The following is a 13,332-nucleotide window of genomic DNA, read 5'->3' as shown; positions in this document are numbered from 1 at the left end:
ATATGTGTAATTTTGAGAACAACTGATCATTGAAGAAGAAAGAAAAATGGAGCAATTTCCGTCATTGAATAGAGAATACTTTGATAAACAGATTGCTGAACGGCTGTCAATGCAGGAGCCGCCACGCATCCTGATCCTTTATGGTTCAGTTAGAGAGCGCTCATACAGCCGTTTTGCAGCTGAAGAAGCTGGCCGCTTACTGACGTCAATGGGCGCAGAAGTCAGAGTGTATAACCCTTCGGGTTTACCTCTACCTGATGATGCTCCGGAAACGCACCCGAAAGTCGTGGAGTTACGCGAACTGGTGAGATGGTGTGACGGAATGGTCTGGAGTTCTCCGGAAAGGCATGGCGCGATGAGTTCTGTAATGAAAGCTCAGATTGACTGGATCCCATTAACTGAAGGGGCAGTACGCCCATCTCAGGGGAAAACACTGGCTGTCATGCAGGTTTGTGGCGGTTCACAGTCGTTTAATGCAGTCAATCAGATGCGGATCCTTGGACGATGGATGCGAATGTTCACCATTCCCAACCAGTCATCAGTGGCAAAAGCCTGGCCGGAATTCGACGAGAACGGGCGCATGAAACCTTCTTCCTGGTACGATCGGATAGTCGATGTCACCGAAGAACTGTTCAAAATAACGCTGTTACTGAAAGGGCATAATGATTATCTGGCCGACAGATACAGTGAGCGTAAGGAAAGCCATCAGGAACTGTCCACGCGCGTTAATCAGGCCAAAATTTAGGAGCCTCGCGATGCCTGCTGGCCTTGAGCGAAGTACTTCACAGGCATCGCACTTCATTCTGTATAAAAAACATCCCTAGCGTAGGATATTTTCCGTTTTCCAAGCGGACCCCTACCTGTTCTGTTACCGCCGGTGGAAAGCGTGAAAAAATGAGGGAATTTGTTGCCCGCGCTTCCGGTCGTGATCGCAGACTGTCACCGGCTGCGCGGGCCTGCCGCGCGTATACGGAAAAATATCCATGAAAGAATATATCGATAAGCTGGCGCGTAACGCGCGCCACGAGCTGGCCCGCCGGGCAGACCCCGTTGCAGTACTGGCGCTGTACGCAGCGCAGTACAACCCTGCAGCGGCTTATGACAGGCTCCTGGAGCTGGCGGCGGGTACTGACCCGCTGCTGATGGAGGAGGAAAGAGAGTACGCGGCGGAAAGGCTGGCAGAACTGTGCATGCCGTAGCGCAGGAAAGAGAGGCCGCTTCGGCGGCCTTTTTCGGATCTTAACGCGGGCTATTTACGCCCGAACTTCGCCTCGCACATTTCATCTATAAAGCTTGCGGCATACCGGCTGCCGTCCGTTTTAAGGTGGGCCAGCACGCAGTCCTCGTAGTTTCCCGGGCGCGTAATATACTCATACGCGAGACACAGGCCGAATATTACCACGCAAAGTATCACTGCGTTACGCAGAGAGCTGCCGCTGAAGTCTATTTTCACAGGCTGGCTAATGTCCCGGGCCTGCTGAATACGGCCAGAACGTGAGAGTTTTCCTCACAAAATTCCTCGCTGACGTCAGCAAGGCATTCGCCGAATTCCAGGACAAATTCGTTGTCGCCATCACGCTTGAACCGGTAAAAGGTCATACCGCCTGCAAAACTGATAACGGCGTCGTCTGACATACCAGACAGCTCTCTTTTAAAATCGCCTGCGGTAAATTCTGTTTCCATAGCTGATAATCTCCGCATTTCGATTCAATGACACTATCTGTTAACTATACAGGACGAAGAGTAATTTTTAACCCGCCGTTTTGTAACTTTTTTAGCTAAATTAAGAAATTCGGCCTGGAGCGCAGGGGGGCTGTAGCTTCCGGTGTGCCCCCCGCGCGCTGCGGCTTCACTTATCCAGACCTGACGAGCACCCAGGTGCTGTGTGGCTGACGGTCTGCTGTAAGCTAGGAGCGGACATTGCTTTATAATAGTAGGGGATTTTATCGAAAAGGTGTGATATCACTCCCCTTCAGTTAGAGATGACGAATCGCCGGATTAAAACCGCAAGTTAAAAATCTGGATGATGATTTTTGATCAGCTCATGACGGATATTACTTGAGACTCTAACACGATTTTCTATAACTGAATCAAGCAGGGCTTCTAATTTAGATGTATCATATTTACCTTCAAGGATGTTCATATCTGAAGTATCTAAAAATCTTTTCGAATAATACTCTTTATGCTCCAGCGCACCATGATAAACTCCTAATTCTTTTTTGAAATTAGTCCATCTAACAGAGTGCGTTGGATAGTCACTATAATTTAAGTTCAGATAACATTCGATAGCGGCAGCTTGGCCATTTATATTAGACAACCGAAGTCCATTCGGCCCCTTAGCCGGGAAGCTTTTAAACTCAGGAATGTCTGGAAATCGCATGCACCCCATGTTAGATGGCAATTTTATCTTCATTATTTTATTAAAACCTTTAAACCCCTCACCATCATTACCCAATAAAAAAATAATACGGTTTTGGACATCAATTTTTACTAATCCTTCAGCAAACTTTGATAACCCACCGGTACCAGAGAACGGGTGCCCATCTGTAACATCGATAAATCGGAAAAAATCAGAAACACTAGGCTTTAGTAATCTGAAAGCCTTTTTAAGCACATGAATGTTTGATTTCCCTTCAGTGGCTATAAGGATAGACTCTTCACGACCAACCTCTGTTTTTATCTCATCTATATTAACCCAGCCATTTACAACAATTTCCCCATAGTCCCACTCTATATTTTCTTTGTGATTATTTTTATTTCACTCAATAACCTAATAATTGAATATGGATGCAAAAAACTCATCAAGCCAATAAATGCAGATCTTTCAGAAAATGAAAAATCTTCACTACGCACATAGCAAGGTATTTTTTCAAGCAAATCTTCTGAAATTATTTCACTCGTTGTTCTTTTCATGTCATGACGAAAATCAGTATCTATGTATTGGTTGCTAAAATCACTAAGGTTATACTGAATTATAAAGGTCAAAAATTCATCAAAACTGAGCTTCGCACCCATTGATTGATAGTGCTCAGGATAGTATTTAATCATCTCATTTCGTTGATGAAGTTCATTTATCACTGCAATTTCATATTCAGTACGAATAACTTCAATACTGAATCCAAGTAGCTCCACCCGGCCGGCAACCTCAGCTAGTGTTTTACGAAGAACTGTCCACTGTTGGCGTCTTTCATCATCAATGACCTCCGTTTATTCAAGGCCATATGCTTCATATTGAGGCTTAAAAAAGTGATCTCCGCTCTGAAACAGCATCCCGTGATCGATGCCAAGGCTATTCTTACTAAAGTCTATAGTAACTTCTGATACTGTGAGTGAAATTTCCGTCCCCATTTGTCCTCCGGTGCATGTAAAATCAGATCCCCACGAGTTAACATAGCAAAATGTTAGCAGCATGGGGTTCAGGCAAAAATCAACCAAAACATCACATTCCGGCATTCTTTATTAAATAGCATGAGTTATTATAGTAAAACTCTATTCTAACATCCCGGTGTAATTTGAAAAAATGTAAGCTATATCTGTATGCCAAACAAGATGGCGAGTATTTTTAGATAGATAGTACAAACTTCTCCCTGAAGTTGGCTGGTATTCTGTATAATCTGGGAGCAGGCAGGAATTGACGACCCGCTCCGGATTTCACAACGTGCTGTGGATTAAGTTGTTTGTCAGTAACAGCCATTCCGGCTCACTGTGAATGGCAGTCTGTTCCAAACGAGGTGCGCGCATCTTTACTACTGTGCCCATCGCAATTCATAACCTGAATCACCTGATAAAACCTTCAAAATTATGACAACTGCCTTCCTGAATTTTTCAATTTCCTCACTGAACTTAACCCATTTCGGATCATTAGAGTCACACTGTAAAGTTCTAAGGTCGGTATCCCTTCCTACGCTTGCTAAAAATTCATTGATAGCTGTTTGAATTTGATTCAAAGAAGTAGATACGTGCGCATCCCCAAAGACCTGAGCCCTTAATTGTATAACCCTCGACCTCATCATTTCAATGGAATCTATGACTCGCGGAGGAAACTCCATATCCAACCCTTCATATAAAACTCTTCTATCATCCATAAATGACAAGAATTCCCTTACGTCTTGGCGATGGTGTTTTTTGTATCTTAATTCTAAGAGGGCAGTTTCAATATCCTTTCCCACGAGCCTGCGTAGAAGTTCTGTGTGGTTTGATTTCCACTCCTTAAGCTTTGACTCAGTATAGTATTGAGGGTCATTATCTACTTTTTCATGGCAAATAGAACACAACCAAATTCCGTTCTCGGCAGAACGAATAAACTCGCCGCTCTCTTTATGATCTGCGCGAGGCCCTGCTTTAGACGCGGCTAATATATGTGCCCCTTCAGCTATAGTCCGTGCTTTACCTTCAGTTGTGTTATAGCTGGTAAGACGATAGCAATAAGGCGATGAGCAAATGTACATGGCCTCTCTAGCAATTTTTTCCTTCACCCTTGGTGTGAAGTTTTGTCTCTTTTTACACATATGATCCTCATTGACATTATGGTCGCCTTACCCCCACCAAAAAAAATAAATTTGGTAGCACCCGCTCATGGCTTACTATGAGTCAAGTTAACTGGAGAAGGTTGAATATATCCAAAGCAACTTCGTAATTTATTTCATGCTTACTGTGTGGCGTTGCCTTAATGAAGCTGTGCATCTCTTGTGGAGAGAATGAGAAATTGCCTGGTAGCTTTAATTTTCTCTTTGCAGTACCTTCCGCACCATTACACTGGCCACTTATCAACGTCTCCGGGAATCGAGCCTGTGCCGACTCATTAAAGTCAATGGAGTGGTCATGATGTTTATGTAATGCTGCAACCCAACCCATAAAGGAATTAGACTTGTTCGGAAATCTTTTCGTCCATTTCATTATCTGGAATTTACTGCGGCCACACCCAGGACAAATCCACTTATCTCCAATTGAGACCCATAACAGATGGTAATGAAGTCCGTTATGGTCCTGATAATCTTCGTATGTAGGTATTATTACATTCATCTAATTCCCACCTATTAGCAGCATTGTTGATGAATCCGGCCTGCGTACCCCTGAATTTTAATGATATTCATAATTCTGGAGGGTTTTGTCAATTTTTTTAGTCATTTCTGGCTGTCTCAGGGATTCCTTTTGCCCGCCTATGGCGGCGAACAGAAACCAGAGCTGGGGAGAACCGGCTGCAGCCTTACTGCCAGTATTGATGGTCTCCGCCTGCACCTGGATCCGACTTTTACAGAAACCGGATCTGCGCGTTTAATAAATGATAGCAAGAGGAGGATTTTTTAACAGAAAGGTAGATTTGTGCCTGTAGGTTTGATTTCAGGCGGCAGGCATCTTTGATGCGCGGTTGAGATTTTCCATGCTCACTGCTCTTCTGGCACCCGCCAGATGCAGCGAGTCCTTTTGTAAGTATCCCCAAAATCCTGCTCCATTAAGAAGCAGAATTCCGGCATGATAAACACTCCCCTGATCGGAGGTTGTACCGATGAAAAAGTCACGATTCACCGTGACCCACTCGCCGTTTTTTGGTGTTTCCATCACTGGGGCATTTGGGTTTTTATTGGTCAAAATTACTAATTGCGAGTGACAAACATGTTTGCAAATTTTATTGAATACGGTAGTTTTCTGTCTATTTTTTGCGCGGAATACGCATCCGTCATGGCTGTTAGGATCGCAAACGACGTAAGAAAAGACCCATACCTGATGCATACACCTGGGTTAATCCGTCACCCTCTTTTTACGATAGTGGTGATTCTCGCTATCCCATTGTCCATCTGGCAAGCAGTCTACGTTGGCCTATTTGATGGCTTCTGGGCAGGTGTACTGGCGTGGCTGATTCTTCAGGTAGGAGGGTCTTTAGTTATGAGTTTTGCTTTAAGCATTATCCCTGCTTTCGCCGGCAGATATGCGCTTTTGGCTTTACTTATCATTCCAGCCATAGCCATAGCATATGTATTGAGCATACATTCTTCTCTTTCCTGGCTGGGTTACCTGTCCTGATATCAACATGCGAGCATCTGTTAGAACACACGTACAATAGAGTGTTAAAAGGAAGAAAAAAGAATTGTTGGTTAAAATGATCCATATGAACGAGACTGGTCTTAGCCCACTTTCGTGGCCTCGTTCGTCGGGGATACGTCGCGGTCTATGGGAAGTTCGTGATTTGACACACCGTGACTTCCACTGTCCAGCCAGTATCGGGGGACCTTTTGCAGCCTGCAGCAGTGTCTCTCTTCGGATGACACCTCAGCTGCAGGACAGCGTTGTTACGGACAGCCGAGATCGTGTGACAAATTCCCCTTTACGGACTTAACCAGCGCAGCGATCGCCGGAGGCAGCGCCAGCCACCGTCAGGACAGGGCGGGTCTGTGCCTCAATGGTGCTGACTGTGACCTGATAGTCACAGTAACTGGCACTTCGCGGCACATTCTGGCCAATAAGAAAGGCGGCAAATTTCACGCTGGCAGGACTCGTACCTGTGAAAATAACCTTCCAGTAGGCTTCGGGCAGGTGAACCGCCGGTGCATCCGGCAGGGCGGGCATGCGGTCATCAAAAACGGGCCCCGTTACGCTATAGACGGCGTCAACATCAGGACGGTTCGTCAGCGCCCGTTCTTTATTTTCGAGCCTGGCCCAGGCACCCTGATTGAGTGAGGACTTCTGTGGCGTGATGTTGGAGAGATAGTTCAGAGATGGCCAGTCAGGATTACCCGCCAGGCTTGCAAGTGGTGCCTAGTGCCCCCGGTCAACGGCCAGCGTGGCACTGGCTCCTCTGTACGCCGGTGGCGCCAGCGTGTCTGCTTCCAGCAAATCAGGATCACGCTTCCAGCTGCGGGGTTTACCGCCAGCCTAGCTGGCCCGGGTGACTTTATACGCCATCCAGTTCGCCAGCTTCTGCTGCGGGTTATTGTTAAGGGTGTAGGCTTTCCTAAACAGGGTCTGACTGCTGCCTCCGGAAGGACACCCCACAGGACAGTTGTCATTCACGGCCAGCGCAGACTGCACATCTGCCCTGTGCATCCGGCCCGGTTCGTCTCCGGTAACAGTACAGCCGCTCAGAACGAGCAGGCAGGAGAAAGAAAGTATTTTTTTGCACATCGGCCAGTTCCCTCCGGCTATGTATTTTCAGAATAATGGCCGCACTCCGCCATTCAGACACTTCCACAGCTCAGATGTACAAAAAGCCACCTTAAAGTGCAATGATTTTCGATATCCAAACTGCCCCCGGTAATGCGATCAACGATGATCCGGCTTTGACCAAAACCGGATCTGTATGGCTTTGGGGAAAGGAACGGGTCAATAAATATCATTCCAGCACCACATTAATGAATGTGATTGCAGGCTGTACATTTATATGTAAAAGCACAGAGTGCTGGCGAATAATGGGCCGGCGTTACTGAAACTGACCGGGAGAGCGAAGTGGACAACCATACTGAAAAAGAAGAAAAGGGCTTCACTCGCACGCTGACGGTACGAAATGTGCCCCTTGACGTCGATATCGTGCTCACCGAACAGGCGCACGCCGCCGGCAAGTCGAAGAGTGACTTTGTGAGGGAGTTTCTTTCGGCCTCATTCGGCGATCTGATCGGGAACTTTATGCGGTCAAACGGGCTGGTCGCCCTGATGGATAAGGACGTGGCCGGGATGATGAACGCCGGCCTGGCCGACTACTGATATGACAGCGCCCAGCCGCTGGCCGAAAACCCAAGTGGTGCCGCCTGCTGGGGCTGCGCAGCTAAGACGACCTGCAGCGGATCATGGGCGACGGCGTCCCGCTGCTGGAGATCCGCGCCGCTCAGCTCCGCGACGTCACGCACATCCCGCACGGGACGTCGCTGTCGTTTGCCCTGTTCGCGGAGGCGGCCCAGCGCGACCTGAGCACCCTGATAGGGGTACATCAGGCGCTCTTCTTCCTGCAGAAGGAAGAAGAGCGCCTGAACATGGCCGATCAGATCCGCGAGGCCCTGCGCCTGCCGCCGACGGAACGACCGGTATTCTGACAGACCGTGCCGGCCGGTTGCTTCCCCAGCTTCACGCGCCACGGACGCCCGGATGACTGAAAACGGTACTGCTCCTTCAGCGTTCCCCGTGGTGATGGCACAGGGAAGGCACCAAAAGCAATCTTTATGTAAGGACATTCCCGTTAGCCGGATTGACCTCTGCCCGCCACGTTCAGGGAGAAGCTGGATCTGCAGAACCGGCGGTCTGCCCTGGACGGATATCTTCGATTACATTGAAGTGTTCTGCAACCGTGCAGCCACCACGGCCATCCGGAAGGCGTCAGCCCTGAGATCTTCGAAAAGACACCGTCGTGAAGACCAGAACTGTCTGTGATGGTGTGGCAGTCTAACAGCGGCTTAAGTCAGAAAATTTCTTGCCGATAATGATTCTCAGTGATCAACTTCCCTGTGAGACAGATATGAAAAGAGTCATTTGTTGTATGATTTATTTGAGTTTTTCTGGTGTATGTGCCGCTGCTGAGGATTCAGGCCCAGGCACTTATTTGTGTGATATCCGGATAACCAGTGCTAATACCGAGACTCAGCTTTTACCAAAGTCTGCTGTCGTTGAAGATAACGGAAGCAGCTACAGAGTAAAAATGCTAGGTAATGAGGTGGCATCGCCGGAACTGGTAAGTGTTATGGGTGGCATAAAGCAACAAGCGACGATTAACGGTATAACGTTTGTAAGACGCCCTAATTACGATGATCGTTTTATCATCGAAAACAGCCATTCAGGGTTCTTCTATAAGATGAGAAACTGCAAAAAAGGCTGATTTTTTTCGCCAGCAGGTATTGAGGGCATCGTCATCAGACGGCTTTTAAGTTGCGGATACTTAAAGTCGTCGCTTTTATCATCACATTTGTTGCGTGCACCGCCTCATACGCCATCATCGCCTGCGGCAACCCGAATCCAACCAACGAGCAGGTACGCCATTACCTCAACGCACGTGGCGGCAGCAGCCCTGTCAATCAGCAGCGCAGGGCACAGCCTGCGGGTTATCCACAGAAACGGGGATAAGAGAGGTATAACCGTTTAGGACAACCCGCTGGTCCGGAACGTCCTCCGATTCACCACCACCCCTTCTCGCTGCCAGCGTTAGCCGCGAAGCCCTGCACACTCAGGTCCCCCTGTCGCATCCTTTTTCGGCACGAAACGTTCAAGGAATAACCGGCCAGCCGTCCAAACTGATCCCTGCCGGCCGCCGGCATCACAACAGGGAGGAGATATGTCACGCGAAGCAGAGAGCATCATCAGCACGCTGATCCCGTTTTGGGAGGAGAGCGAAGAGCCGTGGGGCGCGCGCGACGACGCCTCGATATTTATGTTCGCCAACCGGCGGTTCTGCGAGCTGCTGAACCTGCCGCGCGACTTCAGCGTGGAGGGGCGCACCGACGAGGAGCTGCCGGCCAGCGTCAGTGAATTTCAGAAGGAATTTCGCATCCACGATCGTGCCTGCATGACGCGGCGCGACAGGGCGACGTCGTTCGAGGTGCATCCGTACGAGAAGGAACAGAACATGCAGCCCTGGTTCTTTGACAAGTTCCCGATCGTCGGCCGGGACAGGCAGGTGCTCGGCACCATCTTTCACGGCCGCCCGGTGGGCGCGCTGATGCTGAACCGGTTGAATCGGCTGACCGTCCCCACGTCGCTGGTTTTCACCCCGCCAACGGAGTTGTTTACGCCCCGCGAGTGGGAAATCATCTTCTACCTCATCCAGCAGTTCACCACGCGTGAAATCTGCGCCCGGCTGCAGCTGAAGCGGCACACGGTGTGTAACTACGTCCAGAACATTTTCAGTAAGGCCGGTGTGTCGAGCCGGTCACAACTTATTGAATACTGTTACGCGCACAATATAGCCAATTACATTCCCGAAAGTTTCTTCGAACGCAGCGAATCCATTGTGATCCGGTAATTTTCGCGACGACGCGTTTCAGCCACGGCTTCCGGTAACGGGCCGTGGCACCTCCGGCAGGGTATCAGGTAATCTGTTATGACATGTCACCTGCGGTTAAATGATACCGGTGGCACTGCAGCCGGTGCCGTCATCATAACCGGAGGAAACATGATAGGGAGCAAACGGGAAGACTGGCACGCAGCGGATATCATTGCGGCAGTAAAAAAGTCCGGCACCTCGCTGGCGGCGCTGTCACGGCAGAACGGGCTGAGTTCGGGTACGCTGGCCAACGCGTTGAAACGGCCCTGGGCAAAGGGGGAATGGATCATTGCCGCACAGGTAGGGGTACCGCCGGCGACCATCTGGCCACAGAGGTACTTTGACGCTAACGGGCGGCCGCTTAACCGCCGCCCTGGGCGCAGGAAAAAAACGCTGGACCCCGCATTGTAAATGTGCGGCCCTGCGCATCAGGGCGCCGGTCTGGTTTTAATGGAGTGCTGCTCAGTACCCAGAAAAGCAAAAACCCAGCCATAGGCTGGGTTCTTTAAATAGTGGTGCCCGGACTCGGAATCGAACCAAGGACACGGGGATTTTCAATCCCCTGCTCTACCGACTGAGCTATCCGGGCAACGGGGCGTATTAAACTGTAAAGGCCGTTCGACGTCAACGGCTTTGTCATAAAAACTTCGCCAAATCATGCTGAGCGGGTGATTTTTAGGCTTGCAGCGCAAAATGCGATCAGCCCAGCGCTCCGTTCTTCCGGCACAGCGCAATGGTCAGCACGTCCTCCGCCAGACTGCGCGCGATGTCCACTTCATGCACCTTGCGTTTAACCAGCAGGCGCGACAGGCAGCCTTCCAGAATCAGCTCCATCTGGTGGGCGACCAGCGCCGGATTATCGGCCTCCAGCCGGGTCAGCAGTTCGTGGGTGTACTGCCACGATGCCTGCTTCTGCCGTTCGGCCAGCTGGTGAATCGGGTGATCCGGCTGCGGCCAGAAGCTGCAGGCGGCGATAAACAGGCAGCCGGGGTAGCGCTGGTTGTTGACCGCCTCGGCCAGCCGTTCATAGCGCGCCAGCAGCTTCTTTTCCGGGCTGAGGGTCTCATCCAGCAGCAGCTGGCGCCGCCAGCTGTCAATCTGTTCGCCGTGGTAGCGCAGCGCGTCATACAGCAGCGCCTCGCGGTCCGGCCAGAAGGCGCGCAGGTCAGCCTCGCTGCTGCCGGTTTCTCCGGCCATCATACTCAGCGTGGTCGCCGCCAGGCCATTAATTTCCAGCACGTTCAGTGCATGATCCAGAACTGCTTCTCGCTGCACGGGGTGCTCCTTATCTCGGACTCTCGGTCAGGGTTGAGACCTTAGTGTTGCTGAGTCGGCCAGTTTCTGCAAATGCGCGTTAAACGCTGCGGGCCGCATAAAGCCGGTCACGCGCGATCCGGGGATCTCCCGGCCGTGGGCGTCAAAGAACAGGATGGTTGGCAGCCCGAGCACCTGCAGATGCTGTAACAGCGCGCCGTCTGTCGCGTTGTTAGCGGTGACGTTCGCCTGCAACAGCTGCATATTTTTCAGCGTCTGCTGCACCGCCGCGTCGCTGAAGGTGTACTTCTCAAACTCTTTACAGGCCACGCACCAGTCGGCGTAGAGGTCGAGCATGCTGATGCGTCCCTGCACCTGCTGCAGCTGCCGATCAAGCTGTTGCGTGGTGCTGACCGGGGTAAAGTTGATATGCGCGGCGCTGGCCGCCGTCTGCGGCGCACCGAACGCCCAGTCCTGTAGCGGACGGGCGGCGATCAGCATCGCGCCCAGCAGCAGGATCTGCAGCACCCGTCGCCAGCCGCGCGGGCTGTTCAGGCTGGTGATAAACGCCCAGCCGAAGAACGCTACGCCAAGCAGGCTCCACAGGCGTAGCCCCCAGGCCTCGCCGATCACCCGCTCCAGCAGAAACACCGGCAGCGCCAGAATCACAAAGCCAAAGCCCTCTTTGACCGTCTGCATCCACGGGCCGCTTTTCGGCAGTACGCGGCTGCCAAACAGGGTGATCAGCACCAGCGGCAGGCCCATGCCCAGCGCATAGAGGTAGAGGGTGCCGGCACCGGCCAGCATATTGCCGCTCTGGGCGATATACAGCAGGATGGCGCTGAGCGGCGCGGTGGTGCACGGCGAACAGATCAGCCCGGCCAGCGCGCCCATCAGGAATACTCCCGGCAGCGAGCCCCCCTGCTGGCGGTTGCTCCACAGCGTCAGCCGGGTCTGCAGCGAGGAGGGCAGCTGCAGGCTGAACAGGCCGAACATCGACAGCGCCAGCAGGATAAACAGTGCCGACAGGCCGATCAGCACCGCAGGGGCCTGCAGGGCGGCCTGGAAGCGCAGCCCGGCCGCGGCGACCACGATGCCCATCAGCGTGTAGGTCAGCGCCATGCCCTGTACGTAGACCATCGCCAGCGCAAACAGCCGCTTCATGCCGTAGCGGCGGTTGCCGCCGAGGATGATGCCGGAGATCAGCGGGTACATGGGCAGCACGCAGGGGGTAAAGGCCACGCCGATGCCGATCAGCAGCGCCCACAGCGGGGAGAAGGGCAGCGGGGCGGAGACGGGATCAGGCGCGGATGAAACGTTATGTTCGGCTGCAGCAGATGTGTCGCCAGCCGGTTGAGGCGCTGTGCTGCCAGGCATGGCACGATTCGCAGCAGCACTTCCGGCAGTGGGCTGACTATCAGAGGAAGCGCCTGACGGGCCAGTAGCCGTGGGCGATACCGGCACTGATGAAGTCGGATCGCTGCTGGTGACCTCTTCAGCAGAGGAGGAGTGGAGTGCAGAATTCCCGGATGTTGAGGGGCTGCCCGCAGTGGCACTGTTTGCAGCTCCTGCGTCTGCCACCGCGTTCAGCGGCACGATACGCGTCTCCGGCGGGTAGCAGAAACCGGCGGCGGCACAGCCCTGCCAGGTGACGCTCATCTCTGCGCCGCTGGCCGCCTGCAGTACGTTAAACGGCAGGGTCAGGTTGTTCGGGTAGATCTCGGTTTTACCGTAAAACTCATCTTCGTGAGGCTCGCCGGCGGGCAGGCTCCACTGCGCCAGGGTAGCACCCTGTACGCTGATTTTGATCTGCTGGCGATAGAGGTAATAGCCGGGTTTAACCTGCCAGTTGAGGGTCAGCTGGCGCTCCTGCTGGCTGAAATCAAAGGCAAACGCCTGGCTGGACGGCACAAACTGGCTGTTGTTCTTCGGGCCAAATAACGAGGCGCTGGCGGTAGTGCTGCACAGCAGGCTGAGCAGCAGCAAAAGGGGGGTGATCAGGCGCTGAGCCATAAAGATGTTCTCTTAATCCTTGCTGACGCGGTGAATAAGCCCGCCAGCTCAGACGATGAAACCGAGGCCGGCCGGACGTTCCTTATACTGAATGGGCGAATGATAGC

14 protein-coding genes, 1 tRNA gene and 2 pseudogenes are annotated in these 13,332 nt (G+C 52.0%); 8 read left to right on the top strand and 9 right to left on the bottom strand.

Translation table 11 applies throughout. From position 1 onward, the window contains the following. The first annotated feature begins 46 nt into the window (after positions 1-46). Positions 47-745 carry an arsenical resistance protein ArsH gene (gene arsH / locus GKQ23_RS21420; protein ID WP_212409380.1) on the top strand — a complete coding sequence of 233 codons (699 nt, stop codon included), beginning with the start codon at positions 47-49 and terminating at the stop codon, positions 743-745. Between the two features lie 238 nt (positions 746-983). Next, positions 984-1,199 carry a hypothetical protein gene (locus GKQ23_RS21415; RefSeq protein WP_212409379.1) on the top strand — a complete coding sequence of 72 codons (216 nt, stop codon included), beginning with the start codon at positions 984-986 and terminating at the stop codon, positions 1,197-1,199. A gap of 250 nt (positions 1,200-1,449) precedes the next feature. On the opposite strand, the gene GKQ23_RS21410 is transcribed toward GKQ23_RS21415, so the two are convergent. From GKQ23_RS21410 to GKQ23_RS21385, 5 genes and pseudogenes are all read right to left on the bottom strand, one after another. Then, a complete protein-coding gene (locus GKQ23_RS21410) occupies positions 1,450-1,683 on the bottom strand; it encodes a hypothetical protein (protein ID WP_212409378.1) in 234 nt (77 codons plus the stop codon). Positions 1,684-2,011: 328 nt separating this feature from the next. Further along, positions 2,012-2,614, bottom strand: a complete 603-nt coding sequence (locus GKQ23_RS21405; protein WP_212409377.1) for a hypothetical protein — start codon at positions 2,612-2,614, stop codon at positions 2,012-2,014. Between the two features lie 116 nt (positions 2,615-2,730). After that, positions 2,731-3,348 (bottom strand): annotated as a pseudogene (locus GKQ23_RS21400) (HEPN/Toprim-associated domain-containing protein). A gap of 398 nt (positions 3,349-3,746) precedes the next feature. After that, positions 3,747-4,508, bottom strand: a complete 762-nt coding sequence (locus GKQ23_RS21390) for a DUF6650 family protein (RefSeq protein WP_212409375.1) — start codon at positions 4,506-4,508, stop codon at positions 3,747-3,749. 832 nt (positions 4,509-5,340) lie between these two features. Next, positions 5,341-5,559: a hypothetical protein gene (locus tag GKQ23_RS21385; RefSeq protein WP_212409374.1), complete on the bottom strand. Its 219-nt coding sequence runs from the start codon at positions 5,557-5,559 to the stop codon at positions 5,341-5,343. A 54-nt stretch (positions 5,560-5,613) separates the two neighbouring features. On the opposite strand from GKQ23_RS21385, the gene GKQ23_RS21380 reads away from it, so the two are divergent. After that, entirely contained in the window at positions 5,614-6,021 is a 408-nt protein-coding gene (locus tag GKQ23_RS21380) for a hypothetical protein (protein ID WP_212409373.1), read from the top strand. A gap of 266 nt (positions 6,022-6,287) precedes the next feature. Here the strand turns inward: GKQ23_RS21380 and GKQ23_RS21375 are convergent. Continuing rightward, positions 6,288-7,041: pseudogene (locus tag GKQ23_RS21375) on the bottom strand (DNA/RNA non-specific endonuclease). A gap of 399 nt (positions 7,042-7,440) precedes the next feature. Here GKQ23_RS21375 and GKQ23_RS24025 point away from each other — a divergent pair. The 5 genes from GKQ23_RS24025 (at position 7,441) to GKQ23_RS21355 (ending at position 10,369) form a co-directional block, all read left to right on the top strand. After that, positions 7,441-7,695 carry a hypothetical protein gene (locus tag GKQ23_RS24025; RefSeq protein WP_249168448.1) on the top strand — a complete coding sequence of 85 codons (255 nt, stop codon included), beginning with the start codon at positions 7,441-7,443 and terminating at the stop codon, positions 7,693-7,695. Positions 7,696-7,778: 83 nt separating this feature from the next. After that, positions 7,779-8,021: a hypothetical protein gene (locus GKQ23_RS24020; RefSeq protein WP_249168447.1), complete on the top strand. Its 243-nt coding sequence runs from the start codon at positions 7,779-7,781 to the stop codon at positions 8,019-8,021. Positions 8,022-8,440: 419 nt separating this feature from the next. Further along, entirely contained in the window at positions 8,441-8,797 is a 357-nt protein-coding gene (locus GKQ23_RS21365) for a hypothetical protein (protein WP_212409372.1), read from the top strand. A gap of 453 nt (positions 8,798-9,250) precedes the next feature. Then, entirely contained in the window at positions 9,251-9,937 is a 687-nt protein-coding gene (locus GKQ23_RS21360) for a PAS and helix-turn-helix domain-containing protein (protein WP_212409371.1), read from the top strand. Between the two features lie 150 nt (positions 9,938-10,087). Next, positions 10,088-10,369 (top strand): helix-turn-helix transcriptional regulator, encoded by a 282-nt coding sequence (locus tag GKQ23_RS21355; RefSeq protein WP_212409370.1) that lies wholly within the window; start codon positions 10,088-10,090, stop codon positions 10,367-10,369. A gap of 102 nt (positions 10,370-10,471) precedes the next feature. Here the strand turns inward: GKQ23_RS21355 and GKQ23_RS21350 are convergent. The 3 genes from GKQ23_RS21350 to GKQ23_RS21340 all read right to left on the bottom strand — a co-directional run bounded on the left by GKQ23_RS21350 (position 10,472) and on the right by GKQ23_RS21340 (position 13,225). Next, positions 10,472-10,547 (bottom strand) — tRNA-Phe (locus GKQ23_RS21350). A 110-nt stretch (positions 10,548-10,657) separates the two neighbouring features. Then, on the bottom strand, positions 10,658-11,233 hold the full coding sequence (locus tag GKQ23_RS21345) for a transcriptional regulator (RefSeq protein WP_056235338.1): 576 nt from the start codon (positions 11,231-11,233) through the stop codon (positions 10,658-10,660). Between the two features lie 27 nt (positions 11,234-11,260). Next, entirely contained in the window at positions 11,261-13,225 is a 1,965-nt protein-coding gene (locus tag GKQ23_RS21340) for a protein-disulfide reductase DsbD (protein WP_249168446.1), read from the bottom strand. Between the last annotated feature and the right edge of the window lie 107 nt (positions 13,226-13,332).

The sequence above is a fragment of the Erwinia sp. E602 genome, from assembly GCF_018141005.1.
Lineage (GTDB): Bacteria > Pseudomonadota > Gammaproteobacteria > Enterobacterales > Enterobacteriaceae > Erwinia.
Note: the sequence above shows the minus strand (reverse complement) of the source record. Positions and strands in the feature narration are given on the sequence as shown.